Genomic DNA, 24,159 nt, shown 5'->3' on the forward strand with positions numbered 1-24,159 from the left:
ATTAGGAGAGAACAGCCTCGCACAGTCGAAGCGACATGGCGCAAGGCTGGTGAAATGCTCGACTGCTTCTCGCCAGCAGAATGCGCAAACTACCTTACAAACTCAGGATATGCTTCCGTATGAAAGCAGCAGGCTCTAGGCGGCTCGCATTAGGCGCTCGCCGGCCTTCGAAGAACGGCCAGACAGGAACCTCCTCACTTACCGCATGAACCATCTGCGGCGACGATACAACAGGCGCACCGTCAGTCGTGTCCCTCGAGCGGTTCGCCCACAACATGATATTCTATAATGACAGGTACGGACATGACTGAACGAACTTTCCTGGTGACTGGTGCAAGCAAGGGCATCGGTCGCGCACTATCACATCGCCTCGTCGCCGCAGGCCATCAGGTGGTCGGCATCGCCGTGGAAAGGATCCTGACTTCCCTGGCGCCTTGGTCTCGCTCGATCTCAACGATACGCAGGCTTCGGAGGAAGCTCTCAGGAATTGGCGCAACTCTATTCCTTCGACGGCGTGGTCAACAATGTCGGATTGGCACGGCTCCACGCAGTCGGAGAAATCGATCTTCATGATCTGGAGGACATGCTTCGTGTCAACCTTCACCCCATGATCCAGACCGTCCAGGCTCTCTTACCAGTGATGAAGGCAAAAGGCTGGGGCCGGATCGTGAACGTCGGTAGCATGGTGACGACCGGCACACCGCTCAGGAGCGGATATGCAGCAGCGAAGGCTGCGGTAAACAGCCTCACACGGACATGGGCGATGGAGCTCGCCAGCAGCGGCATAACCGTTAATGCCGTTGCGCCGGGTCCGGCCGAAACCCAAATGTTCCGCCGCAACACGCCGGCCGGGAGCACGGCCGAGACACGGTTCCTTTCGATGATTCCAATGGGCCGCCTTGGCAAACCGGAAGAAATCGCAGCCGCCATCGCCTTCCTTCTGTCCGAGGATGCTGGCTTCATCACCGGCCAAATCCTGTTCGTTGATGGTGGTGGGTCGGTCGATAGAAGTGCGGCATAGATATCCAACAGAAAAGTCTGGTTTCATGTGGTGGAGCTGGGCACGGAGGAAATCATCGAGGCGCCGTCCCTTGTTTTGCCTTGCGGTGAGAAGTCCAAGAAAAAAACGGACCGGCTGCAGGTATCTGACCTCAGTGACCGAATGGCGGAAATGTTGACGCAAAGCTCTCACAGCCTTTTTTGCAGTTGAGCCGATTCGAACCGACGCCTCACCATTTCGGTTGATTAAAACATCATCTGTTATGGGACATGTTTGCGACAGGACAGGATTTGTATCTTCTTTTGATTGGGATATGACCGCGCAAGCGACTGCCGAGAAGGAATGGTTGAATCACGGTGACAATCTACGGCGAGTATCACGCGGCTAAAACGTAAGCTGTACCTTACAAGCGGCCGTACGGTCGCCGGCAAGGGTGAAGGCGGCGGCGGCTTCTTCCAAGGGTAGACTGTGGCTGATGATCGACCGGACATCGATCTTGCGGCTTGCGATCAGCCTCGCGGCAGTGGCGAATTCCTCGTGGAACCTCTGCGTGCCGTGGATATGCAGCTCCTTGCTGACAATGGCGTTGAGCGGGACCGGGATCTCGCCCGTGACGCCGACCTGCACGAGGGTGCCGCGCGGCCGGATGGCGGCGATTGCGCTCCGGATCGCGGGTGCGGCGGCCGAGCATTCGAAGACGAGATCGAAATAGCCCTTGCCCGCCTCGAATTTGCCAAGCGCTGCCGCATCCCCGGAAACATTGATCGTGCGGTTGGCGCCCATCGCTTTCGCCCGCTCCAGCGCCGCATCGGCGAGATCGGTCACGACGATCTCGGCCGCACCGTGATGCCGCGCGGCGGCAACCATCAGACAGCCGATCGGGCCGGCGCCGGTGACGAGGGCGCGTTTGCCCGATATCTCGCCGGCGCGCGATGCGGCATGCAGGCAGACGGCAAGCGGCTCGGTGCAGGCCGCTTCCGCGGCCGTCGTCTCGGCTCCCATTTCGAAACATTGCCGGGCCGGCACCACCAGCCACTCCCGGAACATGCCCTGCTCATGCGGCAGGCGCATCGCACTGCCCATGAAGCGCATATCGAGGCAATGGATCGGCAGCCCCGTCACGCAGTATTCGCAATGGCCGCAAGGCTGGCTTGGATTGACTGCGACCAGTGTGCCGGCTTTGAGATCGACCCCCTCGCCCGTTTGGTTCGCCCTCCCCGAAGCCTCGTGGCCGGGGATGATCGGCTCGCGCACCCTGACCGGCCCGAAGCCGCCGTCCTGATAATAATGCAGGTCGGAGCCGCAGATGCCCGCGGCCGCCATCTTGAGAAGCACCTCGCCTGGACCGAGAGCCGGAACCGTGTCCATTTCGACCCTGAGATCGCCCTTCCGGTAAAGCCGCGCCAGACGCGTCTGCATCCTATCCTCCTATCTCAACAGTCCGAGCTGCTGCGGCAGCCAGAGCGATACGGCGGGAATGAAGGTGATCAGGATCAGCGCCAGGAACAGCGGCACGAGCCACGGCACGATCGCCATCGTCGTGCGTTCGACGGAAAGCTTCGCGACCCGCGACAGCACGAACAACACCATGCCGAGCGGCGGGTGAAGCAAGCCGATCATCAGGTTCAGCGTCATGATCAGGCCGAACTGAACGGGATCGATGCCGAACTTCGCGACAATCGGCAGAAGGATCGGCACGAGGATGGTGATTGCGGCGATCGTATCGAGGAAGCAGCCGACGAAGAGCATCAGCAGGTTCACCAGGATCAGGAACACCCATTTATTGTCGGTGATCGACAGGATCGCATCGGAGAGCAGCTGCGCGGCCTGGCTGACCGTCAAGAGCCACGCGAAAACCGAAGCCGCCGTGACGATGAAGAGCACCGACGCCGTCGTTTCGATCGTATCGAAGCTGGCTTTGGCAAGCGTCGAGAGCGTCATCGTGCGGTAGCGTACGAGGCCGAGGAACAGCGACCAGAGCACGGCCGCGACAGCGGCCTCCGTCGGCGTGAACCAGCCCATCGTCATGCCGCCGATCAGGATGACCGGCGTCATCAGCGCCATGACGGCGGAGAAGCCGAAATACCAGTCGAGCGTCAGGAGCACCAGAAGGGCTATACCCGCCGCGGCATTCATCGAGAGACCGGCGCGCATCATCAGATAGATCGCCACAGGCACCATCAGCACCACCAGGATTTCCATGCCGGCCGACAGGAGCTGGCGCACATCGAACGGCGCGTCCGAACCCCAGCGCTTGCGGTAGGCGAAGGCGGCGACCGTGATCATCATCAGTAGCGTCATGACGACGCCGGGCAGGATGCCGGCCATGAAGAGGGCGCCGATCGAGACGTTCGCCATCATGCCGTAGATGACGAAGGGCAGCGACGGTGGGAAGATCGGCCCGAGTGTCGCCGAGGCCGCCGTGACACCGACAGCGGCCTCGACGGGATAGCCATGGTCCTTCATCGCCTTAATTTCGATCGTGCCGATGCCGGCCGCATCGGCAAGCGCGGTGCCGGACATGCCGGAGAAGATGACGGAGCCGATGATGTTGACTTGCGCCAGCCCGCCCTTCATCCAGCCGACGAGAGCGACCGCGAAGGAATAGATACGGCCGGTAACGCCGGCGGAATTCATCAGATTGCCGGCCAGGATGAAGAAGGGCACGGCGAGCAGCGGAAAACTCTCGACGCCGGCGATCATGCGCTGGGCGACGATGATGTCTGGCGCCACGCCGTAAAGGACGATGTAAAGCACGGAGGCGACGGCCATCGAGATGGCGACGGGCACGCCGACCAGCATCAGCAGCAGAAATGAGCCAAGAAGCAGCAGCATCGGGTCATCCTTCGACGGATTGAAATTCTTCCGGGCGCTCCAGGACGGAGTAGCCACGGCGCAGATTGGCGATGAAGACGATCACGGCGCGGATCAGCATCAGCACGAAGGCGACGAGAACGGAGTAAAAGACGATGTTGCGCGGCAGGTCGATGGTGACCATCTGTTCGTCGGCGACGATGTCGACGTAACGCCACATCAAATAGCAGCCATAGGCGAAGAAACCGATGCGGACGATATCGACGAAGGTTGCGAGCACGCGCGCCAGCCCTGCCGGCATATAGTGATAGAACACATCCACCTGAATATGCCGCGAGGTGCGCACGCACATGACCGCGCCGAGAAAGACGACGCCGATCAGGCAGTTGATGGCGATTTCCTCGGTCCAGGCATAGCTGTCATTCAGCACATAACGCGTGAAGAACTGCAGGAAGACGCAGCCCGCCATCAGCCAGAAGACGATCAACGTGATCCAGTCCTCGACAGCATAGTCTGCGACATGTGCGGTCGGCGCGTGCCCTTCGAATTCGTGGCCGATTTCCTCGGCCGTGATTGGCGTATGAATTTCTTGCGACATGATCGGCCTTGTTCCGGTTGGAGAAGATGGGCGCGGCGTGTGGCGGCGCGACCTTCATATTGTTGGCAAGCCCGGTGCCGCTGCTGCCCTGTTCGTGCCGAAGGCTGCCCCTCACCCTAACCCTCTTCCCGCCGGCGGGGAGAGGGGACTTGCCCTGCGAGGCGTAAGGGGGAAGCGGAAGGGTGCGGCTTGTCCCTTCTCCCCGCGCGCGGGGAGAAGGTGGCGGCAGCCGGATGAGGGGCTGGCCGCGCTCTCAGGCTCCTACTGAATCGCCCGGATCGCTTCCCAATCGGCCTTCTCGTAGCCGAAGTCTTCGAACTTCACCTTTTCCATCACATTCTTCTCGAAATCGCTCTTGTCGACCTCGGCGACGTTGAGCCCCTTCTCCTTGAAGGTCGCAACTAGGCTGTTTTCCTTGCCGGCGATCGTCTTGCTCGTGCGCTCGGCTGCCTGCTGCATCACTTCACCGAATATCTTCTTGTCCTCGTCGGAGAGCTTGGCCCACAGCTGCTTCGAGATCACGGTGTTCAGGTGATCGACGATATGGCCGGTGAGGATGATGTTTTTCTGGACCTCGTAGAACTTCTTCGCCTCGATCGTCGTCAGCGGGTTTTCCTGCGCCTCGACCGTCCCGTTCTGTAGAGCGAGATAGACCTCGGCAAAGGCAATCGGCGTGGTGTTGGCGCCGCATGCTCGCGGCATGGCGAGATAGGCCGGAACGTCGGGCACGCGGATCTTCAGGCCCTGCATGTCGGCGCATTTGGCAATCGGTTTATTGGAGGTGGTGTGGCGCGTGCCGTAATAGCTGACGGCGGCGATATGGTTCCCGGTCTTGTCCTCATAACCCTTGGCAAGACGCTTGAAGACGTCGCTCTTGGTATAGGCGATCAGATGATCGGGGTTGCGGAAGATATAGGGGAAGTAGGTGACGCCGATCGGCTTGTAGTCGCGTGCGGCAAAGCTCGATCCAGAAATGATGATGTCAACCGTACCGAGCTTGAGCCCTTGGTTGATGTCGGCTTCCTTGCCGAGCTGCGAAGCCGGATAGACCTCGATCTTGTAGCGCCCGTCGGTACGCTTGGCGATCTCTTCCGCGGCCCAGACGGAATCAGTGTGGAAGGGCTCCGAGGTTTCATAGACATGTGCCCATTTCAGTACGGTCTGGGCATGCGCGACCGCCGTCGTCGCCATGATCGCGGCTGCGGTGCACAGTATCGTTGCTAGTCTGCTCTTCATTGCGCTCTCCTCCCGTGCTCGGGTTTAAGTCTTGGTGCTTCCTTTCGCGGGCGCCTTGTCGCGGCCGCGCTCCTCCTCTCCCGAGAACTCCTCCCCGAAGCTCTCGGAAAATCTCTTCTGCGATAGGGTGAGATGGCTGCGCATTGCAGCCTTCGCGCCGGCGGCATCGCCGGCGGCGATTGCATCGCGGATGGCCCGGTGCTCATCGACGGCGCTGCGCCATGTCGTCGGCCCCTCGAAATGGCTGGCGAGCTTGGCGAAATAGGGAGTCATGCGCATGTCGAACATCTCGCCCGTCACGCGGATCAGGGTGGCGTTGCCGATGATGGCGGCAATGCCGGTGTGAAAGGCGCGGTCGGCGGCGAGCACCGTCGCCGCATCGTTGACGCCGCCGCTCATGCGCATCAGCGCCTCGTCGAGCACGGCGATGTCTTCAGACCTGGCCCGGGTTGCCGCCTCTTCGGCTATGGCGCATTCGATCACGGCGCGCGCCTGCAGCAATTCGAAAGGCCCCTCCACCGGCTCGCTTTCGCTTGTCGCCATGCTGACGCCCTGCCGGCGGACCACATAGATGCCTGAGCCCATGCGGATGTTGACGAGGCCCTCGACCTCCAGGACGATCAGGGCTTCGCGCACGGTCGGGCGTGAGACCGACAGCTGCTCCGCGAGATCGCGCTCGGCCGGCAGCTTCTGACCGACGGCAAGCTCGCCACCGGCAATCATCGAGCGAATCTGATCCGCTACCTGCCTGTAGAGGCGGCGCGATTCAACGGGCGAAAACATTCTGGCCTCCCCGGCGGCTTCTCCTCAAGCGCGCAGCTGGTCAACTGGCCTGACCAATTTTAGAGGTAGCACCGTGGGAGTTGTGCGTCAATGCGCCGCATGAAATTCCAACTGGCATCGTTCCCGCGTCAACGACCGTGGGAACCTTCAACCCCGTCACGGGTTCGGGCCCGACATAGGGAGCATGATGATGAATTTTCTCTGGCTTTTTGCGGTATCGGGAGGGGCTGCCCTTCTCGGAATTGCTCTTGCTTTCGGAATGATCAAGCAGGATGGGCGACGATCGGTTGCAGCCATCGCTGGCGCTTTTGTGGTGGCCATCGGCGCACTCGGACTCGGCATCTATGTTCAGAAGGCGCCCACGGCTCCTTTGCGCGCGTCCGATAGAGAGGGGTCGCAGAACAACCTTCCGGCGGCTGCGACGACCGAAAAGGATCTGCCGGGAAAGTGACGCTTGAGAGATCGTCGATTCCGGTGCGAGACGCGCTTCAGCGCCTCAGCCGGGCCCGGCCAGCTGCGTCCTGTGATGCCAGGGGCATCGTAGGCGTCTGCAGCGAAGGCTTCGAGGGATGCGCGGTTGCGGATGATTACCAGGCCGCGGGTGGAATAAATGAGATGCTCGCCCTCCAGGATGTGTAAGGCATCAGTGACGCTGGAGCGGCGGATTCCCAGCATCGTGGCCCATATATTCATGCGTGATTTCAATCTCTTCGCAATCGAGGCGGTCATGGCACAGCAGAAGCCATCTCCCCAGACGAACGTCGATCTTGTGAACGGCGTTGGACAGTGCGGTGTTGGCGACCTGCGCGAAAAAACTATGGAGAAAACGCAAAAGCAGCCGGCGGACGGTGGGCCGGTCGGCGAGGAAGCATGCCAGGGCGCCGGCTTCCACACGGCGCCGTGACCGCCAACTTGCATCATGACGTCGAATGAAAACTGCTCCGCGTCCACCGTCAGGGGCGGCGGCGACATCCCGTCCCTGCCGAGCACGCCGATCTCGGCCTTCCTGCCCTCGGGGCTCGTCGCCACCATGGAAGCAATGCCGGTTTCGAGGAAATAATAATGGCTGACCGGCATGCCCAAATGCACGAGCTCGAAGTCGCGCGGAAGAAGAAGCGGTTCCAGCATGCGCTCCAGAGCCATAAGCTCCGGATCCGCCAACTGCGACAGAATGAGATTTTCGCTTTCGAACGCTCGCATCACTCTGCCCTTTGTTTGGCAAGAGGACACTGTCTCTCGGCCGTCAGCACCACAGATGCGCTCAGCCCTACGCAAAATTATGAACGCCGGAATGGCCGATTGCAAGGCGCTGAGGCTTATCTCTCATGATCGGCAGAAGGCTTCGTGGAGGAGTTTTGTACGCAACCGCACGCGCCCGAGAAATTTCCTGTAGCAGGTGCTAATGTAGTCGACGGCAATAGCGGGGCGCGCGCTGGCATGGATCAATATCCCCTCCCGAGCAACGAGACTGAAATCTATCGGCACATCGTTGAGAGCGCCCGGGATTATGCAATTTTTGCAATGGATCGCAATGGCACTGTCATGACGTGGAGCGCGGGTGCCGAAAAAATCTTCGGCTATTCGGGATCCGAAATCATCGGACAGAGCGGTGCCGTGATCTTTACGTTCGAAGATCAGCTTGCCGGGGCAATGCTTAAGGAGATCAGGCTTGCCTTGACCACCGGCCGCGCCGACGACAATCGCTGGCATGTGAGAAAGGACGGCAGTTCGTTCTGGGCTTCGGGACTGATGATGCCGCTTCGCAACGATGCCGGCGAGACCTATGGCCTTCTGAAAATCGTCCGCGACCGAACGCAGATGCTGCATGAGGACGAAGCTCGGCGCGCCAGCGAAGAGCGCCTCCAGCTTATTCTCAAAAGCGCGATCGACTATGCGATCTTCGCCTTCGGCCGCGATGGGCGGATCATCAGCTGGAACACCGGCGCCTGCCGCATCTTCGGCTACGAGGAGAGCGAGATCCTCGGTCGCGACGCCCGCATCCTGTTCGTTCCCGAGGACCGCGAAGAGGGCGCGCTGGAGCGCGAGATGGAGGCGGCGGCCGAGCGCGGTCGCGCCGAGAACGAGCGGTTTCACTTGCGTAAGGACGGCTCGACATTCTGGGGCAGCGGCTTGACCATGCCGCTGCGCGCCCAGCGCGCCGGTTTTCTCAAGGTGCTCCGGGACGATACCGAGCGGCATTTCGCCGACGAGCATCAGCAGATCATGCTGCGGGAGATGAGCCATCGCGTCAAGAACAGCCTGGCTCTGGTTGCGGCCATGCTCGCCATGCAGGCCCGTTCGACCAAACAGGAGGAGGTCGGACAGGCGCTTCGGGATGCTGAAGCGCGAGTCGGAACCATTGCCCAGGTGCACGACCAATTGTGGCGCCAGCCTGATATCGAAACTGTGGATCTGGCCGATTTCCTGTCCAGCCTTTGCCAACGCCTGCAGCAATCGACCTCCGGCCACACGGTGTCGGTCGTCGCCGATCCATGCATGATCGATGCCGACCGTGCGATTCAGATCGCCCTCCTCGTCAACGAACTGGTAACCAATGCTTTCAAACACGCTTATGCCGAGGTAGCAGGCGCCGTCACGGTCAGCGCCCGGAGCATTGCCGACGAGATCTGCCTCGAGATCGCCGACGACGGACGAGGACTGCCGCCGGAAGTGCTGTCCGGCGAGAACGGCGGAAAAAGCCTCGGAATGAAGATCGTGCGGGCGTTGGTGCAGCAACTGAGGGCCGAGCTTCACATCGAAAACCGGGAGCCCGGCACGGGGTTCGTGATCAGGCTGCCGAGGGAGGTTTGAGAGCGTTCCGTGTCGGGCAGGAAATTATCCCAGAAGCGGTGCGCCTGGGACTATGGCTCGGCTTTTGTCAGAACCGTACAAAACTTATATGAAGATGGTCATCATTGCGCGCGTGACCCATATACCTCTCATTACCGCCAAAGAGGCGTCGGTATGAGCACGGGCTGTCTCCCGCCAGGAGAAGCGCATGCGCGTACCGGACCAAAGCGATATTCGGAATCTGCTGTTGAAGGCCCTGCCGGCCGAGGCATTCCAAAAGCTCACCGGCGATGGCAGTCTGATCGAACTTCCGGCCAGACATGTTTTGGTCGAAGCCGATCAGCCGAACGAGTATGTCTGTTTCATCGAAGGCGGTCTTGCCTCAATGGTGGCCGCCAATGGCGATGACGAAGCCGTTGAGGTCGGTCACATCGGACATGACGGCATGTCCGGCCTCCATGTCCTGCTGAGAACGGATACGACACCCAACCGCACCTTCGTTCAGGTCGCCGGCTCCGGCGTGCAGGTGTCGGTGAAAAGCTTCAAGCAGGTGCTGGCGGAATTTCCGGTCGCCAACGAATTGTTCCTCAAATACGTGCATTACTGCGACATTCAGCTGGCCCAGTCAGCCCTTGCCAACGGGCGCTACAACATGCACGAGCGGCTCGCCCGCTGGCTGCTGATGTGCCACGACCGGCTGAATGGCAGTGACCTGCCGCTGACGCATGAACTGCTGGCCATCATGCTCGGCGTGCGCCGCGCAGGCGTCACCAACGAATTGCACGTCATCGAAGGTCTTCGAGCGATCAGGTCGACGCGCGCCAATGTCAGGATCCTCGACAGGGACCGGCTGGAAGAAATCGCAGCCGGCTGCTACGGCGTTCCGGAGCGCGAATATCAACGTTTGATCGGTCTGCCGATCCGGCGCCCCACTAATCGGCACTCCTGATCGTATCGGCGAAAGGCACGATCAGAAGCAGGCTCCCCTGTTCGTCGCAGATGTAGATCTTTCTCGCTGAGATGTCTTTTCCCGAAAGAATTGCCTGACTCATGAGGGCTCTTGCATCCTGAACGGCTTCGCGCCTGGCGTCTTCAATGGTTGCCAGTTCCGAACCATCGGGATCAACGACCGTGCCGGTGTCTGAAACGACATTAAAATAAAATCTTGGCATCAGCCGCCCCATCGTTGCAGAATCAATGCCATAGCCTGTCTTAAGGTTCCGGGAAAAGAACCAGGGCGCCCTTTAAAACGGCGACAATTTCCTCGTTTCAAATCCTGCTGTCGAAATCAGTGGGACGTTTCGGCGCCGCCAGTGGCAAGACGCGTCATCGTCGCGCGAAGATCGAGGAGCTCCATAAGAATGATCTCCCATTCCTCGTCATCCGCTTTGGCAATCGATATGACCGAAGCGTCGATCATGCGAAGCAGACGATCGAGAGCCGGAGCTCGACCGAAGTTGTCCGGCACTCCATCGCGCAGGTTTCTAAGATCGGCAACGATCTGTCGCAGAGCGATCTGCCGATCGACAAAACCGAGTTCGGAATGACCTGCCGGGGCAGGAGCACTTTGCCGGGTTCTATCCATCGTGCCCATCCGCCCGTCCGGCATTCTCGCGCACATGTGCGCAGGCCGGTGCATCCTGGGTGACGAGCAGGTCCTCTGGATCCAGATACACATGCCGCATCAGGCCTGCGAGCCTATGCTTGTCTCGAATGCCGCATTCGAACCAGGATACGAGTTCTCTGGCAATATGTCCGGCTGCCGGGCTGGCGATCCCGCATGATTTTTCCTGGCACCAGTCTTCAAGGACCGCGGTCAGCATTGCCACGTCGTCGGGCTGTAACGGCGGCTTCGTGATTCCCGCGTGCTGCATCATCCGCGTTCCTCCGCTTGTATGCGACGATCCTAAACTTAGGGTCATCGATTTCAACAGCTGGTGCGAAAACGTACGGATCGCACGGCCGGCGCCCCGATCCCAACCGCCGGGGAACAAGGCGGCCCGGCAAGGGTTCGGCGGTCAGGGCAAAATGAACGTCGCATGACAGGCTCGAATATGGTAGGCACGATACAGGCGCGGACCCGCCTATGTTTCTAACCGCCATTGAACAGCATGATCACCCTAAAACCTGGATTACAGTAGGCGTCCGCCATGAAGTCGCTCAGTCCGGTCGCCGGCAAGACGATCCTTATCATTGGTGAAGCCGGCTTCCTTTCGGACGGTGCAAGAAAGGCGTTGATCGCGCGCCAGGCGGTGCTCGCCGGCCCCGTTGTCATCTCCAGCGCCATGGAATGCTTGAGCGAGGGCCTCCTGTTCGATGCGGTGATCATCGATGTGACGATTTCCGACGAAGCCATGCTCTGGATAAATGATTGGTTGGAGACACGGCGGATTCCTTTCATCTTTGCCTATGACGAGCGATCCGAAACACCGCCGGGCGGCTTTGTTGTCAGTGGGCGTGCTTCCGACGTGGACGCGATGATCGCCGCTCTGTTCGGAGGGGACTCGTCCTATTATCACTAAAGCGCCTCGCGTCTCTTCGGGCGCGCGATGCGGTGGGTGTTCGCTTCCGTACAATGGAGGACGAGGAGTTGTTTCGGCTGCAATAGAGTCCCATTATTCAAAAACGCACGGTGAAAAGCTTAGGGACCAGGGTCATGCTCGATTCTCAGTCCATCCATTTGAAAGCGCTCGATTCAGCCGATCTTCAGCGTCTGCAAATCGTCTTGGATGTGATCTGCCGCGAGGCCGGCAAAGCCGTGCGTTCGCCTGAAATGCAGGAGGTCGCCGCTCTGCTCATTCGCCTTTATCGCCACGGTTTGACTGACGAGGTCAAGCTGCTGTCGGTCGGCCGTCTGGCCTCGGTAAAAAAGGGGCTCTCCCGAACTGCTGCGATCACGGGGGGCGGAGATCGAAACGGCCGCTCGGTCATCTCAATCTGACGAGGAGCAGCTCATGAATGACGGTGAAAAAGCGCGAACCGACGTCGAAGGAACCGAAAAGGAAACCGCCGATGCGAGGAAAAGCCCGCCCGCCGGTCCTCACGCCAAGGATCATCTCATAGACGAAAGCAAAACGCCCGGCGCCGGCGCGCTGTCCGAGAAGGACGACCAGAGCATCACGCCAGGATCAGGCTGATCCACCGCCGGTCCCCCGAAAACACCGTCGGCTGCGGAACCTGCACCTTCGGGCGCGGTTTGAGGGGAATGGAACCCGAAGATGAAGTTCCCACCAATTATCAGGTAACGACGAACCCTGCCCTCACGGGACTTTTGGGACGCTGCCCGCGGTGCCAGCGGGGTCATCTGTTTTCCGGATATCTTACGCTCGCCCGAGGCTGCGAAGTCTGCGGCCTGGATTATTCATTCGCCGATCCGGCGGATGGGCCGGCCTTCTTCGCGATGTCGATCGTCGCCGTTCCGGCGCTCGCCTTTGCCCTCTGGTTCCAATTCACGTTCGAGCCGGCGATCTGGGTGCATCTCATCGTCAGCCTGCCCCTCAGCGTCATCGCCTGCATTCTCATTCTGAGGCCGCTGAAAGGCTGGCTCGTCTGCTCGCAATTCTTTCACAAGGCGGAGGAAGGCAGTATCGACAGAGCCTGGCATGCCTCCGAGAAGGAGCGGAGGGAGCGGTCCTGAGGCGCTCACGCGGCGGCATGCTTTTCAGCGGGCGAGATCCTTGCCGATCAGCCGCCGATATTCTTCTTCGGCAGCGCCGTAAGATCCGTGCGCCTCTTCGATCAATCCCCGCCGGTTGAGGATGACGATCTGCCGTCGGGTGGACCGGATCAGCCCTTTGCCTTCCAGCAGGTGCAGCGCGACCGTAACGCCGGCGCGGCGCACGCCCAGCATCACCGCCAGAAACTCATGCGTCAGCCAGATGGTCGCGCCGTCGGTCCTGTCATGGACCATCAGCAGCCAGCGCGCCAGCCGCTCCTCGAGCTTGGCATGGCCGTTGGCGAGCACCGTCGACGTCGTCTGCGCGAGCAGCGCCTGGACATAGGCGAGAAGCAGGCTGCGTAAGGGACGGCTTTCCTCCATCGCCGCGGAAAGGGTCGATGCCGGCAATTTGAAGCCATGGCCGGAAACTTGCATGAACGTCCGGTTAGCGGATTGATTGCCGCCCAGAATGACAGCCGCACCCGTCATGCCCTCGCGGCCGACGATGCCCACTTCGATGTCGCGCCCGCCTGGAAATCTCGCCACGATCGAGGCGAGTCCTGATTCGAGAATATATACGTCGCTGACCGGGCTATTCTCCATTTCGAGGATCGTGGGCACCTCAAGGTCGACGGGCTCCATATGCGGCAGCAGGAGTTGCTGCTCCTGCGGGCCCATGACGCGCAAAAGTTCATTCCGAAAAATCAATTGTTGGTCATCCATGTCCGTCCGCGCATCGGTGTTATTCCGACCCTTGCTGCGGGCGAACCTAACCATCTCGAATCATTGAGCAATACATTGTGCAATAGCGTACAGAATCGAAGGTCTGCGCAGGATCAGCCACTATTCGCGCCAGGGCGATCAAGCCTCTGCGAAATCCAGGCTCTGACAAGGCTGTTCGCTCGGGCCGCCAGCCTGGTCGGCAATCGGTTGAAGCCGTGCGGGGCCTCGGGGAAGATGACGCAGTCGGAATTGCCGCTTTGGCTCTGCCATCGCTCATGCATCGAGATGCTGTCGTCGAGGATCGGATCGAGCGCTCCGGCGACCAGCAGGGCGGGGGACAGGCCAGAGAGATCGGCAAACAACGGACCCTTCGCCTCACGCCCGGAAAGGCTTGGCGTCAGTCGCTGCATATTGCGCAACGCCGATGGCCCGTCGATCACCAGGCTTCTGCCGGTGGAGCGGCGCAGGCTTTGCGACCCGCCGAGATCGAATGCGCCGCACATGGAAACGAAGCCGGCAACGGCCTCCGCCTTACTGCGCGCTCGAAGATGAAGAAGTGCTTCCGCGGCGAGATGTGCACCCGAGGACTCGCCGCCGAGGATCATCCGCTCGACCGCAAACTCGGCAAGATGGTCGGCCAGCCATTCGATCGACGCTTTGCTGTCCAGAAGAGCGAGGTCCAGCCGGTCGTCGGCGGCATTGTGAAAATCGACGCCGGCCGCTACCATCCGACAGTCTCTTGCGATCGGGCAGGTGATGCCGTCGTCAAAGCGGGCGTTGCCCATCACCCAGGCGCCGCCGTGGAAATGGACGTAAAGGCCGCGCGGGGCTCCGTTCGGAAGCATCAACCTCAAGCTGATCCGTCTGCCGTCGGCTGTGACAATGCGGGTGACAACGTGCCTGCGGCGCAGCAGCCTGTCTGGAGCCAGCAGTTGCGCGACGCGAATTGAGGTCTGCACGATTTTGGCGTTCCAGCGCCGATCGGTATGATAGCTGGGAAGGAAGCGCAGCAGGGCATTGAGCCTGCGGGCGGCGCCGATCTCGCGGGACGTGAACGGTGCCGGCCGCAGGCCCGATGCTGTTCGAGGGGTCATGTCCTTCACTTCGCTGTCAGGCTTCATCGGCAGCAAAGGCAGGCGTCGCGGCCAGGAAGAGAAGGGAAAGGTTGAGCATCAGCCGCATCATCGTTCTCCGTGTTTATTCGGTTGAAGCAGGCGATTGCGCCCGAACGACCGGACCGAGAGTCGGTTCCCGAAACGAGGACAGATTGAGCTGCATACGCGCGGAGGGGAAGTTGAAGCGGATCGACAACTTTCCGGAGATCGAGACCAGCCGGCAAGTCCGGCAACAATCCTTTCGTCCATTCCGCGCAAATCCGGAACCAAGGGCGGGCTGGTGAGTTGTGTGGGAGAGCCGCCTAGCGAGTCAGTATTTCGCACCTGAAACCATCAGACTGCGCCCAACCCACACTTCCGGAGGGCGAGCATTGGCAGCAACGACACCGACCAGGGAAAACCGGTTATTCGCCCTCTTGCCTCAGGAGGAGCTTTCAGCTGTCGTTGCTGATCTGGAACCCTGCGACACCCCTCGCGGCTTTCTCATGGCTAAAGCAGGCGCAACGATCGACTATGCTTATTTCCCGTGCTCGGGCGTAGGTTCGATCATCAATGTTTCGCCGGAGGGAAACCGCGTCGAGGCCGGATTGTTCGGCCGTGACGGGTTTGCACCCACGGCGGCAGCGATAGACGGAGGAATCAGCGTCACCGAGGTCGCCGTCCAGGTGCCGGGTTTCGCCTACCGGCTGCGGCAGGACAAGCTTGTGGATCTGATGAAAACGCAGCCGGTGTTTACCAGCCTGCTGCACAAGAGCACGCACATCCTTGCGACCCAGGCCGGGTTCACAGCGCTCTCCAATGCGATCCACGGGATCGATGAGCGGCTGGCTCGCTGGATCTTGATGTGCCACGACCGCATTGATGGCGACAAGCTCGCCCTGACGCATGAGTTTATCGCTCTGATGCTGGCGGTCAGGCGGCCAAGCGTCACCACGGCTCTCCATCTGCTCGAGGGCAACCATTTTATCCGCTCGGTCCGCGGCCTGGTGATCGTCAGAGATCGCGCCGGCCTCGAGGAATTCGCCGCCGACGCCTATGGCAGGGCGGAGGAGGAATACGAGCGGTTGATCGGGCCTCTGAGAAAATCGAAGCGACAGACTTTGTAGGGCTCTGGTTGAAACAGCGGCAGCCGTATCCGGTACACCGGTCTTCGCCACAACTCCCAGAGTTCGTCATTGCCGCCTGCCGGGAGATCCACGACCGCCCATTGGGGGTCAGCTCGACGCAATCGTTTCGGTCGATCTGCATGCGCCACCACGATGCTTTCAGCTGCGAGTCGCAATTCGTTACAGCTTCACGTTCATATGCTATAGAACTGTATTGCAAAAATCTTTCGTTTCCCTGTAACCAATTGCCCGCTTTTACGAATGAGCTCTTTGACAGCATGACCACCGCCCATTCGGAAGAAGCCCTGAAAGCATTGATGCTTCTGTCCCTTGACGGGGACGAGGCTGCCTATCGGCGTTTGCTGACGGCTTTGCGTGTGCTGCTTGTCGGCTATTACAGCCGCAGAATGGCTGCGGCGACGAGAGCGGACATGGAAGATCTGGTGCAGGAGACGTTGCTGGCACTGCATTCCCGACGGTCTACCTATGACCGGAACAGACCTTTTACCGCCTGGTTTTTCTCGATCGCCCGCTACAAGCTGATCGACCATCATCGCGGCCGCGGCGGACGCAGGCTGGCGGAGACCGAGCTTGATGACGAGATCGAAAGCGACTTCAGCGAGGATAGGCTGTCTGCCCGCATGGATGTCGAGCGGTTGCTCGACGCCTTGCCGCTCAGACAGCAGGAACTGATCCGCCAGGTGAAGCTCGAGGGCGGCTCGGTCGCCGACGCCGCAAATCGCACCGGCCAGTCCGAATCGGCGGTGAAAGTCAGCATCCATCGGGCGCTCAAGGCGCTCGGAGAGAGATTGCGAGGCACATCGTGACAAAGACGGACGATATAATCGAACGATTGACAAGCGACCTGAAGCCGGTGCCGCGCAACGCGCTATGGCGCCGCTTTGCGCTCGGCATAGCGCCCGCCCTCGCATTTTCCCTGCTGCTGATGCTGATCATTCTCGGCCCCCGGGTCGATATCTCAGACGTGCTGATGCTGCCGGTCTTCTGGATCAAGTCGGCCTATAATGCCTTGATTGCGGCGGCCGCCTTTGCCGCCGTTTTTCGGCTTTCCCGCCCCGATGGCTCGGAGGGACGCTTTTTCGGTCTGCTCGCGATGATTTTCGCTGCCATGACGGCCGTCGCGGCCATTCAGCTTCTGATGGCACCGAGCGAGAGCTATCGATTGCTGATCCTCGGCTCCTCGGCGCTGCATTGCCCGCCGCTCATCGCAGGCTTTGCGATCCCGGTCTATGCCGGTACGGTCTGGGCACTGCGCCGTGCAGCGCCGGTGGATCTGCGGCTGACCGGCTTCGTCGCCGGCATTGCCGCGGGAGCAGCCGGCGCCTGGGTCTATTCCTGGTTCTGCACCGAAAATGGCATGCCTTTCGTGTTGATCTGGTACACGCTCGGCATCCTGCTCATCGGCGCTGTCGGCGCCGTGACCGGACCCCGCCTGCTACGCTGGTGACCCTTCTCGATTTCTTGATCTGGAACATTCCGGGTTTCCCTTGGTTCGAGTACCGAAGGAGAGAAGATGAGCCAGGAATCGGACCGTCGCGCTTTCATGATCTATTTGGGAGCCATCCTGTTAGTCGGGCTCGTGATCGTTTTCGGCGCTACGCTCTCGTGGAACTCGATCAACATAAGCGATCAGCCCACGCAATATTCAAGGGAAGCCAACCCCTGATGAAAGGGCCGAAAGGTGACCCGATCCGCTTGGATCGGCCGAGCGACGAAGGGCAGCGGGATGCGCTGAAAACCTTGTGGCAGGTCATCGCCGTGATCGCGACCGTGATCGCTATCGCCTTTCTGCTCTACGTCTTGATCCTCGTTTACGGGGTCATGCAAAGGCTGTGAGCCGGCGCGACCTGAAATGTGCCGCGGCCATTGAGGCAGCATCTATTTCTCCCTGCGCCGCGCAATCAGCTTGAGCCGGATGCCGTAGTGATTGAGAGTGCCGGGAAGATTGGCGACGTCTAAAGAGGGATGCAGCAGCACAATCTCGGCGGCCGACAAGAATGTGCCCACGGCAAGGCTTGCAATCGTCGGCACGAGATTATGTGCCGGGCATATGACAGGACCGGCGCTGAAAGGCACCAGCCCTGCGGCCGGCAACGCATCGTTCTGTCCCCAGATGCTCGGTTCCATCCGATTGGCATAGAGGAGCGCGGGGTCTCGATGGAAAAAGGGGACGAAGATGATGACGCCAGTGCCGCGAGCGATGACCCTGTCGCCTGACTGGATGTCCCTGGTCAGCTGCCTGAGGATGGCGGGCGTCGTCGGCCAGAGACGCAAAACCTCCAGCAGACAACTGCGTGTGAAGGGGCGATCGAGATCCCCGCCGACGGCCTCTTCCACGGCTTTGCCCCAGTAGCTCACATGGCAGGCCAGTAAGGCGAGCGTCCTCATAACGGCAATTCCGGCTGCATCAAAGGCGAACAGCCATTGGGCCACCTGGTTTTCCGGAGCAAGCTCATCGCCTCTGGGAAACCGATTGACAAGACTGTGCTTCTCCGGCTCTCGAAGATAGCGGCCGACCTGGTCGTGAAACCGAGCAAGCTTGCGCTGATCGACCGGGGCGGCAAATGCCCAGTTCGCCCGGCCTCGAAGTTCGTTCAAGGTCTCGGTCAATGTGACGTCGTTGCGCGCTCGCTCGCCGAGGACAATTCGCCGGACGATCCGGAACCAGGCCTGAGAAAAGGCCGGCCAATCGAGCTCACGGGGTAAGTTCAGGACCTGCAGGAATTCTTCGTCGACGATATTTTTGAAATGCATCGCATATGGATGCAGCCGGTCTGCCGCTGCCAAAGCGTGCTCATGGGCAGGCCGAAGCTCGGCGCGCCGAGAGTCCGATGAGATAAGGACGTTTTTCGGCTCGAAGTGAACAAGGGCGGCATGCTTTTCCGTCGTCGCCGCGGCAAACGGTTCGGGCGAGGATTGAAGCACCGCGGCGACATCGGCCGGATCGAGGATCAGCAGCTGTGGTCGCAATGGGATGGGCAGCAGAAGAGGAGCCGGCCCGTATTTGTTTCTCAGCCGCTGCATCTGTTCCACGGCGGTTCTGTCGAAGCCTTGCCGCTCCGCCAGACGCTCCATTGTCGGGCGGCGAATGATGATGCCCTTGGCAACCGTTGGGGCCACGACCGCCGTCAATACGCGGAGCGTATCGAGCCACCCGGCGCGATTAACTCTGAGAAAGATGGCGTGGCTTCGCGCGTTCATGACTCTTCAGCCTGGCCCGGCGGTTGGCCCATATCGATTCGATCTGCCGATCCTATCGATTTGGTTTGGACCCAGGACCACGACCGTTTGTTCCGCTCAAGGCGAAGCGGACCGGCGCAAGCCGCTCAATCGACGAGATGGTTTCCGAGCATCGCAATCAGGCACTCGCGGGCGCGGCTAACCCGGCTTTTCAAGGTGCCGATCCGGCACCCGCACATTTTGGCGGCGTCTTCATAGCTCGTTCCGGCAGCCACCAATGTCAGAGCCCGGCGCCTGTCGTCGGAAAGACGCGTCAACGCCCGCTGCAATTCATGTTCCCGCAGTACCCACTCCTGGGTCGGGGCGATCGCCACCTGTTCCATCGCCGCGTCCATTCCGGCCGGCTCGCGCTTCTTCCGGCGATAATTGGTGCAAAAGGTGTTTCGCAGAATGGTGAAAAGCCAGGATTTGAGCGAGGTGCCGGGCTGGTAGAGGTGAAGCGAGTTCAGCGCCTTCAGCAGGGTTTCCTGAACAAGGTCGTCGATGTCATCATCGCTGCGCAGGAACCTTCGGGCAAAGGCGCGCAATGCTGGTGTCAGCTCGACGATCTCCCGCTCGATCGCGGATTTTTCTTTGCAATGCGATGCGGGGCGTACTGAAGACGAGGAAGCCATTTTTCTCTCCTGGGATGAGAAGGAAAGTCGCTGGCTCCCTATTCGTTGCCGTACGATACCGGACAAAAGTCCCGGCTTGGCCGGCGACTGCTCGCCGGCTCGAGGACGGGAACAACGGCCTCCCGCAATCGTTCGGTGATCGCCGTCCCGGTACTCTCGATCGGGCGGTCTCTTCCTTGGCCGGACAGAGATGACGCCCCCGCCCAAGGGGGCGTCATATTTCCGATCGGAACATCCGACCGATGCGAGAGTTGATTGTCGTCACGACACGCCACAGGAGGATTAAATGGCAACCGAGAAGACTCTTAACGATCTGTTTCTCGATACTCTCAAGGACATCTATTACGCCGAAAAGCAGATCCTGAAGGCCCTGCCGAAGATGGCCCGCGCCGCGCAATCGGAAGAGGGCAAGGCCGGTTTTCTGCAGCATCGCGACGAGACCCAGGCGCAGGTCGAGCGCCTCGAACAGGTTTTCGAGATGGTCGGCAAACCGGCACGCGGCAAGACCTGCGAGGCCATTCAGGGCATCATCGCCGAAGCCGAGGAGATCATGGACGAATTTAAGGGCACGGTCGCCCTCGATGCTGGTCTGATTTCGTCCGCACAGGCCGTCGAGCATTATGAAATCGCCCGCTACGGCACGCTGATCGCCTGGGCAAAACAGCTCGGCCTCAAGGATGCAGTGCCACTGCTGCAGGCTACGCTTGCCGAAGAAGAGGCAACCGACAAGAAGCTCACGCGGCTCGCGGAGTCTTCAGCCAACATCAAGGGTAAGGGCAAGGCGGCCTAAGCCGCTCGATGCGCTATGCTCCTTCGCAACGGCCGCCGTCCCGGCGGCCGTGCTTTTGCCCGGATTGCCCCTGAGATCAAAGACCGAGCTGCCAGATTTCGGCGGTAAGCAGATTCCCTTGGGGCGCGATGAGACGCACCGAGCTTACCCCGCTGAAGCCGGGCAGCCGCTTGGTTCCGGTCCAGCGGCCATCGTCGGCGAAGACCTCGATCGAACCTGCATCGAGGAATATCCGGATGGTCGACGGGCGCGCGCCAGCGGCGATGTAGCGTGGCGACACCTTGGCATTCGCCACCGAAAAGGGAATGCTCAGCCCATCGTCGTTCAAGAGGACCTCTACCGCCGCCTCCGGATGTTCGAACGTCAGGCGGAACGCGTTGCCCGCCTGCTGGAGGGTGAGCAGGATTTCGACGGCGCCGTTAGCGAGATCGACAGTCCGGCCGTTCAGAAGGCCATCGGCATCCAGCCGCCGCTGCCGCAGGCTTTCCACACCGGCGACCGGCGGGGTGATCAGAGCCCCCTCGTGCAATGCCAGCCGGCGCGGCAGCGTCATCGCCGTCGCCATGTCGATATCCTTTGAGACGTCGGTCCAGTTCGCCAGCCATGCAATGCCGACGGGGCCGCCGCCATCGACGAAGGCCTGGAACGCGTAGGCGTCGGTGCCGAAATCCAGTTCCTGTTCGAATTCCACGGAGAAGCTGCGGCCATCGAAGCGGCCGACCGTCGCAATCGTCATGTTGCGCCGGCCGGTTGCCGGATCGCGGCTTGTGAGAAGACCGAAGATCAGGGCCCAGCGCGTCGATGGGTCGTTTGCGGGACCGTCGAGGGGCACCAGGCAGGGGCATTCCGCGGCCGTCATTCCGAAGCGGTTCTCGCGATGAAGCACCCCGAGGAAAGTCCATCCCGTCGCCGCGGCCGGATCATCGGTTTCATAGAGCAGGATGACGCCGCCCTCGCGGTCTCGCGTCCCGAGCAGCATCTTCCATTTGTCATCGGGCCCCATGAAGACATAGGGATCGCGGAAGTCGGTCGTCAGGCCGAGGCCCGCGGGCCGCGCGGGCAGGATCAGGCTCGCCGGCTCGACGTTGACAAGATCGTGGCTGATGGCTGTGAACTGAACCTGTTCCTCCGGCTCCCGGCCCTTCATATGCTCAGTGAAGAAGATACGGATTCCCGCGCCATCGAGCGCGATGGCGGAGCCGGAAAATGCGCCGCCGCGTCCATCGGCCCGTGCGGCGAGTTCGTCCGAAGGCGGAAGAAAGACCGGAAGATGCGTCCAGTGAAGATAATCGTCCGAGACCGCGTGACCCCAATGCATGTTGTTCCACCGCAGACTGTGGGGATAGTGCTGGTAGAACAGGTGCAGCCTGCCGCCGAATCTACCAAAACCGTTGGGATCGTTCATCCAACCGAAGGGTGGGCGGAAATGATAACCGCCGGAGATTTCGGGTGCGACGTTGGAAGACCCGACATGCAGCATCCGGATGCCTTTTTCGAGAACGCCGGGCTGAAGGAAGGCGTAGAGAACCGAGACCTGCGTCGTCACGGGATCGTAGGAGAAGGCGGTTTCTCCACCGCTTTCCAGCGTCAGCACCCGAAACTCGAATTCATGGCGATTTGACGTTTCCACAGTGATGGCCGGATCGCCATCGACATGGGCGGCCAATCTTCCCACGGCGCCGCCATGCCGGGCCTTGATCCACGCGTGGATCGTCGCTCCCGCGGGCAGGACGGCGCTGATCGTCTCCGGCCCGCGTTCATGGGACGGAGTCATCGCTTGGCTTGTCATCAATTCAACCTTTCACGGCGGAGCCGATGAAGGAACTCACGAACCAGCGCTGGAAAACGAGGTAGAGCCCCAGGATCGGGATCATCATCAATACGGAGGCGGCCATCGCGCGATCCCAGTAGATGCTGTCCTGGCCGAAGAAGGTCGCGATGGCGACGGCGATCGGCCGGGCATAATCCGTCTGCGTCACGAGGATCGGCCAGAGATACTGGTTCCAGGTCTCGATGCCCATCAGGATCGAGACGGTGGCCAGTGCGGGCAGGCTGAGGGGCAGGAAAATCGAGCGATAGGCCCGGAAGAAGGACGCGCCGTCGATCTCGGCGGCTTCCAGCAGTTCCTTCGGCAATTGCGTGAAGAACTGATAGAACAAGAAGATGTAGAGAGGGCTCGCGACCCAGGGTACGATCTGCACTGCGAAGGTATCGGCCATTCCGGCGCGCGAAACCATGATCACGAGGGGCATGATGATGCTTTCCTGCGGGATCACATAAAGCGCAATCACGATCGACAGGATGACGGCGCGGCCCTTGAGCGATCCCCAGGCCAGAACGAAGCCGGCCATCGAATTGACGATCAGGCCGGAACAGACCGTTGTGATCAGGATGATCAGCGAGTTGATGAGGTAACGGCCGAAGGCGAGTTCGCCTGAGAGGTGGCCGACCTCCGCATAGTTGGAGAGCGTCGGTTTCGAAACCCAGAAGGCGCGGAAACTGCCCATATCGGCCAGGATCTGGAACCGGTCATCCTTCAGGCTCGCCACGACGAGGAGCAGCAACGGGGAGACGATCACCAGGGCGATGATGAAGATAGAGACCGTCTGAATGGTGCGCAGAACTCTTGCGGCGGAGCGCGGCCGCGCCGCGCGGGCCTGTGGGATCGAGAGAGCGATATCAGACATCGAAGCGCCTCAGGAGCTGGCGCTGGATCAGCGCGATGATGAGAACGATGACGAACAGGATGACCGAAACGGCCGAGGCATAGCCCATCTTCTGCTCTTCGAAGCCGGCGCGGACCATGTAATGCACTACCGTCTCGGTGCTGCTCTTCGGCCCGCCCTGCGTGAGGATGGCGACCTGGGTGTAAAGCTTGAACGCTTGGATGGTCGTGATCACGAGGACGAAGACATGGGTCGGCCGCAGGCCTGGCATCGTGACATGCCAGAATCGGCGGAAGGCGTTGGCGCCGTCGATCTTGGCGGCATCGTAGAGTTCGTCGGGAATGCCCTGGAGGCCGGCGAGATAGACGATCATCTGGAAGCCATAGGCCTGCCAGGCCGAGAGCAGGACGATGGAAAACATCGCCCATTCGGGATCGCCGAGCCAATCGATCGGCTGGATCGCTCCGCCGGAGAGAAACCCGAGGATCTGGTTGAACGGTCCCGTCGGATATTGGAACAGGGTGCCCCAGATGACGCAGACCACCACCATAGAGGTGATCGCCGGAAGGAAGAACATGCCGCGCAGCAGATTGCGCAACGGCAGCTTCTGATGCAGCAGCAGTGCCGTCGCAAAGGCGAGGCCGCATTGCACCGGAATGATCCAGAAGGTGAAGCGCGAGACGTTCCAGAGAGCCGTCCAGAAGAGATCGTCCTGGAAGATGCGGATGAAATTGTTGAACCAGACGAAGCGGACGGGCGTCGGCCGGGGCACGAGAGGCTGGTTGGTCATCGCCGTCCAGAAAGACAGGAGGAACGGCACGATCAGAAAGACGGTCAACAGAATCACGGCCGGCGCGAGCATGGCCGCTTCCTGCATCAGCCGTCCCTTGTCACGCCGGAGCGTTATTCGAGCGGATCGCGACGATGTCGATTGTTGCATGGCCATACAGCTCCTCCTCTCCAGGCGTGATGTCGGTTCCGCCTTGCGATGTCACACGGACACAT

Annotated in this window: 29 protein-coding genes; 13 read left to right on the forward strand and 16 right to left on the reverse strand. The window is 60.7% G+C overall.

Annotated features, from left to right (window positions below; translation table 11 throughout):
- Nucleotides 1-487 precede the first annotated feature (487 nt).
- Nucleotides 488-1,021: an SDR family oxidoreductase gene (locus tag FHT70_RS22375; protein ID WP_246721921.1), complete on the forward strand. Its 534-nt coding sequence runs from the start codon at nucleotides 488-490 to the stop codon at nucleotides 1,019-1,021.
- A 363-nt stretch (nucleotides 1,022-1,384) separates the two neighbouring features.
- On the opposite strand, the gene FHT70_RS22380 is transcribed toward FHT70_RS22375, so the two are convergent.
- The 6 genes from FHT70_RS22380 to FHT70_RS22405 form a co-directional block, all read right to left on the reverse strand.
- Complete coding sequence (locus tag FHT70_RS22380; RefSeq protein WP_183704930.1) at nucleotides 1,385-2,419, reverse strand: L-idonate 5-dehydrogenase; 1,035 nt, start codon at nucleotides 2,417-2,419, stop codon at nucleotides 1,385-1,387.
- Between the two features lie 9 nt (nucleotides 2,420-2,428).
- Nucleotides 2,429-3,835: a TRAP transporter large permease gene (locus FHT70_RS22385; RefSeq protein WP_183704931.1), complete on the reverse strand. Its 1,407-nt coding sequence runs from the start codon at nucleotides 3,833-3,835 to the stop codon at nucleotides 2,429-2,431.
- Between the two features lie 4 nt (nucleotides 3,836-3,839).
- Entirely contained in the window at nucleotides 3,840-4,412 is a 573-nt protein-coding gene (locus tag FHT70_RS22390) for a TRAP transporter small permease (RefSeq protein ID WP_097601694.1), read from the reverse strand.
- Nucleotides 4,413-4,673: 261 nt separating this feature from the next.
- Nucleotides 4,674-5,648, reverse strand: coding sequence for a sialic acid TRAP transporter substrate-binding protein SiaP (locus FHT70_RS22395; protein WP_183704932.1), 975 nt, complete (start codon nucleotides 5,646-5,648; stop codon nucleotides 4,674-4,676).
- 24 nt (nucleotides 5,649-5,672) lie between these two features.
- Nucleotides 5,673-6,431, reverse strand: a complete 759-nt coding sequence (locus tag FHT70_RS22400) for a FadR/GntR family transcriptional regulator (protein WP_183704933.1) — start codon at nucleotides 6,429-6,431, stop codon at nucleotides 5,673-5,675.
- A gap of 348 nt (nucleotides 6,432-6,779) precedes the next feature.
- A complete protein-coding gene (locus tag FHT70_RS22405; protein WP_246721923.1) occupies nucleotides 6,780-7,736 on the reverse strand; it encodes a Crp/Fnr family transcriptional regulator in 957 nt (318 codons plus the stop codon).
- 132 nt (nucleotides 7,737-7,868) lie between these two features.
- On the opposite strand from FHT70_RS22405, the gene FHT70_RS22410 reads away from it, so the two are divergent.
- Entirely contained in the window at nucleotides 7,869-9,242 is a 1,374-nt protein-coding gene (locus FHT70_RS22410; protein WP_183704934.1) for a PAS domain S-box protein, read from the forward strand.
- A gap of 187 nt (nucleotides 9,243-9,429) precedes the next feature.
- Entirely contained in the window at nucleotides 9,430-10,170 is a 741-nt protein-coding gene (locus tag FHT70_RS22415; RefSeq protein ID WP_183704936.1) for a Crp/Fnr family transcriptional regulator, read from the forward strand.
- Here FHT70_RS22415 and FHT70_RS22420 read toward each other — a convergent pair.
- From FHT70_RS22420 to FHT70_RS22430, 3 genes are all read right to left on the reverse strand, one after another.
- Complete coding sequence (locus FHT70_RS22420) at nucleotides 10,154-10,405, reverse strand: hypothetical protein (protein WP_246721925.1); 252 nt, start codon at nucleotides 10,403-10,405, stop codon at nucleotides 10,154-10,156. The two genes, FHT70_RS22415 and FHT70_RS22420, sit on opposite strands and share 17 nt — an antisense overlap.
- Nucleotides 10,406-10,509: 104 nt before the next feature.
- Nucleotides 10,510-10,806: a hypothetical protein gene (locus tag FHT70_RS22425; protein WP_183704938.1), complete on the reverse strand. Its 297-nt coding sequence runs from the start codon at nucleotides 10,804-10,806 to the stop codon at nucleotides 10,510-10,512.
- Nucleotides 10,799-11,098, reverse strand: a complete 300-nt coding sequence (locus FHT70_RS22430) for a hypothetical protein (protein WP_183704940.1) — start codon at nucleotides 11,096-11,098, stop codon at nucleotides 10,799-10,801. The genes FHT70_RS22425 and FHT70_RS22430 overlap by 8 nt, the downstream gene beginning before the upstream one ends.
- A gap of 273 nt (nucleotides 11,099-11,371) precedes the next feature.
- Between FHT70_RS22430 and FHT70_RS22435 the strand changes: the two genes are divergently transcribed.
- From FHT70_RS22435 to FHT70_RS22450, 4 genes are all read left to right on the forward strand, one after another.
- The gene (locus FHT70_RS22435; protein WP_183704942.1) at nucleotides 11,372-11,743 is read left to right on the forward strand and encodes a hypothetical protein; all 372 of its coding nucleotides are present in this window, start codon (nucleotides 11,372-11,374) and stop codon (nucleotides 11,741-11,743) included.
- Between the two features lie 158 nt (nucleotides 11,744-11,901).
- On the forward strand, nucleotides 11,902-12,162 hold the full coding sequence (locus tag FHT70_RS22440) for a hypothetical protein (protein ID WP_246721927.1): 261 nt from the start codon (nucleotides 11,902-11,904) through the stop codon (nucleotides 12,160-12,162).
- Between the two features lie 13 nt (nucleotides 12,163-12,175).
- The gene (locus FHT70_RS22445; RefSeq protein ID WP_183704946.1) at nucleotides 12,176-12,358 is read left to right on the forward strand and encodes a hypothetical protein; all 183 of its coding nucleotides are present in this window, start codon (nucleotides 12,176-12,178) and stop codon (nucleotides 12,356-12,358) included.
- Between the two features lie 68 nt (nucleotides 12,359-12,426).
- Nucleotides 12,427-12,858 carry a DUF983 domain-containing protein gene (locus FHT70_RS22450; protein WP_183704948.1) on the forward strand — a complete coding sequence of 144 codons (432 nt, stop codon included), beginning with the start codon at nucleotides 12,427-12,429 and terminating at the stop codon, nucleotides 12,856-12,858.
- 24 nt (nucleotides 12,859-12,882) lie between these two features.
- Here FHT70_RS22450 and FHT70_RS22455 read toward each other — a convergent pair whose 3' ends face one another.
- Nucleotides 12,883-13,602, reverse strand: coding sequence for a Crp/Fnr family transcriptional regulator (locus tag FHT70_RS22455; protein ID WP_183704949.1), 720 nt, complete (start codon nucleotides 13,600-13,602; stop codon nucleotides 12,883-12,885).
- Nucleotides 13,603-13,715: 113 nt separating this feature from the next.
- Complete coding sequence (locus FHT70_RS22460; protein ID WP_183704951.1) at nucleotides 13,716-14,696, reverse strand: alpha/beta hydrolase; 981 nt, start codon at nucleotides 14,694-14,696, stop codon at nucleotides 13,716-13,718.
- 506 nt (nucleotides 14,697-15,202) lie between these two features.
- Here FHT70_RS22460 and FHT70_RS22465 point away from each other — a divergent pair.
- From FHT70_RS22465 to FHT70_RS22485, 5 genes are all read left to right on the forward strand, one after another.
- Nucleotides 15,203-15,823 carry a Crp/Fnr family transcriptional regulator gene (locus tag FHT70_RS22465; protein ID WP_246721928.1) on the forward strand — a complete coding sequence of 207 codons (621 nt, stop codon included), beginning with the start codon at nucleotides 15,203-15,205 and terminating at the stop codon, nucleotides 15,821-15,823.
- 278 nt (nucleotides 15,824-16,101) lie between these two features.
- Entirely contained in the window at nucleotides 16,102-16,650 is a 549-nt protein-coding gene (locus FHT70_RS22470; RefSeq protein WP_183704955.1) for a sigma-70 family RNA polymerase sigma factor, read from the forward strand.
- On the forward strand, nucleotides 16,647-17,291 hold the full coding sequence (locus FHT70_RS22475) for a DUF1109 domain-containing protein (protein WP_183704956.1): 645 nt from the start codon (nucleotides 16,647-16,649) through the stop codon (nucleotides 17,289-17,291). Before FHT70_RS22470 ends, FHT70_RS22475 begins: the two co-directional genes overlap by 4 nt.
- 66 nt (nucleotides 17,292-17,357) lie before the next feature.
- Nucleotides 17,358-17,510: a hypothetical protein gene (locus FHT70_RS22480; protein ID WP_183704957.1), complete on the forward strand. Its 153-nt coding sequence runs from the start codon at nucleotides 17,358-17,360 to the stop codon at nucleotides 17,508-17,510.
- A complete protein-coding gene (locus FHT70_RS22485) occupies nucleotides 17,510-17,680 on the forward strand; it encodes a hypothetical protein (RefSeq protein ID WP_183704958.1) in 171 nt (56 codons plus the stop codon). Before FHT70_RS22480 ends, FHT70_RS22485 begins: the two co-directional genes overlap by 1 nt.
- 42 nt (nucleotides 17,681-17,722) lie before the next feature.
- Here FHT70_RS22485 and FHT70_RS22490 read toward each other — a convergent pair whose 3' ends face one another.
- Complete coding sequence (locus tag FHT70_RS22490) at nucleotides 17,723-19,045, reverse strand: cytochrome P450 (RefSeq protein WP_183704963.1); 1,323 nt, start codon at nucleotides 19,043-19,045, stop codon at nucleotides 17,723-17,725.
- 125 nt (nucleotides 19,046-19,170) lie between these two features.
- Nucleotides 19,171-19,698, reverse strand: a complete 528-nt coding sequence (locus FHT70_RS22495; RefSeq protein WP_183704965.1) for a sigma-70 family RNA polymerase sigma factor — start codon at nucleotides 19,696-19,698, stop codon at nucleotides 19,171-19,173.
- A gap of 286 nt (nucleotides 19,699-19,984) precedes the next feature.
- Here FHT70_RS22495 and FHT70_RS22500 point away from each other — a divergent pair, with 286 nt between their 5' ends.
- Entirely contained in the window at nucleotides 19,985-20,488 is a 504-nt protein-coding gene (locus FHT70_RS22500) for a ferritin-like domain-containing protein (protein WP_183704967.1), read from the forward strand.
- Nucleotides 20,489-20,564: 76 nt separating this feature from the next.
- On the opposite strand, the gene FHT70_RS22505 is transcribed toward FHT70_RS22500, so the two are convergent.
- From FHT70_RS22505 to FHT70_RS22515, 3 genes are read right to left on the reverse strand one after another with little or no spacing between them, the layout of a single operon-like run.
- A complete protein-coding gene (locus tag FHT70_RS22505; RefSeq protein WP_183704969.1) occupies nucleotides 20,565-22,277 on the reverse strand; it encodes a glycoside hydrolase family 32 protein in 1,713 nt (570 codons plus the stop codon).
- Between the two features lie 4 nt (nucleotides 22,278-22,281).
- A complete protein-coding gene (locus FHT70_RS22510) occupies nucleotides 22,282-23,175 on the reverse strand; it encodes a carbohydrate ABC transporter permease (protein WP_097601679.1) in 894 nt (297 codons plus the stop codon).
- Nucleotides 23,168-24,100 carry a sugar ABC transporter permease gene (locus tag FHT70_RS22515; protein ID WP_183704971.1) on the reverse strand — a complete coding sequence of 311 codons (933 nt, stop codon included), beginning with the start codon at nucleotides 24,098-24,100 and terminating at the stop codon, nucleotides 23,168-23,170. Before FHT70_RS22515 ends, FHT70_RS22510 begins: the two co-directional genes overlap by 8 nt.
- Nucleotides 24,101-24,159: the final 59 nt, after the last annotated feature.

The organism is Rhizobium sp. BK049, assembly GCF_014193135.1.
Lineage (GTDB): Bacteria > Pseudomonadota > Alphaproteobacteria > Rhizobiales > Rhizobiaceae > Rhizobium.

Excerpts from the sequence above, each read along its gene's own strand:
- FHT70_RS22420 (WP_246721925.1), bottom strand. The coding sequence starts at position 10,405 with ATGGGGCGGCTGATGCCAAGATTTTATTTTAATGTCGTTTCAGACACC.
- FHT70_RS22460 (WP_183704951.1), bottom strand. The coding sequence starts at position 14,696 with ATGACCCCTCGAACAGCATCGGGCCTGCGGCCGGCACCGTTCACGTCC.
- FHT70_RS22510 (WP_097601679.1), bottom strand. The coding sequence starts at position 23,175 with ATGTCTGATATCGCTCTCTCGATCCCACAGGCCCGCGCGGCGCGGCCG.
- FHT70_RS22390 (WP_097601694.1), bottom strand. The coding sequence starts at position 4,412 with ATGTCGCAAGAAATTCATACGCCAATCACGGCCGAGGAAATCGGCCAC.
- FHT70_RS22495 (WP_183704965.1), bottom strand. The coding sequence starts at position 19,698 with ATGGCTTCCTCGTCTTCAGTACGCCCCGCATCGCATTGCAAAGAAAAA.
- FHT70_RS22410 (WP_183704934.1), top strand. The coding sequence starts at position 7,869 with ATGGATCAATATCCCCTCCCGAGCAACGAGACTGAAATCTATCGGCAC.
- FHT70_RS22435 (WP_183704942.1), top strand. The coding sequence starts at position 11,372 with ATGAAGTCGCTCAGTCCGGTCGCCGGCAAGACGATCCTTATCATTGGT.
- FHT70_RS22455 (WP_183704949.1), bottom strand. The coding sequence starts at position 13,602 with ATGGATGACCAACAATTGATTTTTCGGAATGAACTTTTGCGCGTCATG.
- FHT70_RS22480 (WP_183704957.1), top strand. The coding sequence starts at position 17,358 with ATGAGCCAGGAATCGGACCGTCGCGCTTTCATGATCTATTTGGGAGCC.
- FHT70_RS22505 (WP_183704969.1), bottom strand. The coding sequence starts at position 22,277 with ATGACAAGCCAAGCGATGACTCCGTCCCATGAACGCGGGCCGGAGACG.
- FHT70_RS22470 (WP_183704955.1), top strand. The coding sequence starts at position 16,102 with ATGACCACCGCCCATTCGGAAGAAGCCCTGAAAGCATTGATGCTTCTG.
- FHT70_RS22425 (WP_183704938.1), bottom strand. The coding sequence starts at position 10,806 with ATGGATAGAACCCGGCAAAGTGCTCCTGCCCCGGCAGGTCATTCCGAA.
- FHT70_RS22415 (WP_183704936.1), top strand. The coding sequence starts at position 9,430 with ATGCGCGTACCGGACCAAAGCGATATTCGGAATCTGCTGTTGAAGGCC.
- FHT70_RS22395 (WP_183704932.1), bottom strand. The coding sequence starts at position 5,648 with ATGAAGAGCAGACTAGCAACGATACTGTGCACCGCAGCCGCGATCATG.
- FHT70_RS22400 (WP_183704933.1), bottom strand. The coding sequence starts at position 6,431 with ATGTTTTCGCCCGTTGAATCGCGCCGCCTCTACAGGCAGGTAGCGGAT.
- FHT70_RS22500 (WP_183704967.1), top strand. The coding sequence starts at position 19,985 with ATGGCAACCGAGAAGACTCTTAACGATCTGTTTCTCGATACTCTCAAG.
- FHT70_RS22490 (WP_183704963.1), bottom strand. The coding sequence starts at position 19,045 with ATGAACGCGCGAAGCCACGCCATCTTTCTCAGAGTTAATCGCGCCGGG.
- FHT70_RS22380 (WP_183704930.1), bottom strand. The coding sequence starts at position 2,419 with ATGCAGACGCGTCTGGCGCGGCTTTACCGGAAGGGCGATCTCAGGGTC.
- FHT70_RS22445 (WP_183704946.1), top strand. The coding sequence starts at position 12,176 with ATGAATGACGGTGAAAAAGCGCGAACCGACGTCGAAGGAACCGAAAAG.
- FHT70_RS22430 (WP_183704940.1), bottom strand. The coding sequence starts at position 11,098 with ATGATGCAGCACGCGGGAATCACGAAGCCGCCGTTACAGCCCGACGAC.
- FHT70_RS22485 (WP_183704958.1), top strand. The coding sequence starts at position 17,510 with ATGAAAGGGCCGAAAGGTGACCCGATCCGCTTGGATCGGCCGAGCGAC.
- FHT70_RS22385 (WP_183704931.1), bottom strand. The coding sequence starts at position 3,835 with ATGCTGCTGCTTCTTGGCTCATTTCTGCTGCTGATGCTGGTCGGCGTG.
- FHT70_RS22465 (WP_246721928.1), top strand. The coding sequence starts at position 15,203 with ATGGCTAAAGCAGGCGCAACGATCGACTATGCTTATTTCCCGTGCTCG.
- FHT70_RS22450 (WP_183704948.1), top strand. The coding sequence starts at position 12,427 with ATGGAACCCGAAGATGAAGTTCCCACCAATTATCAGGTAACGACGAAC.
- FHT70_RS22515 (WP_183704971.1), bottom strand. The coding sequence starts at position 24,100 with ATGGCCATGCAACAATCGACATCGTCGCGATCCGCTCGAATAACGCTC.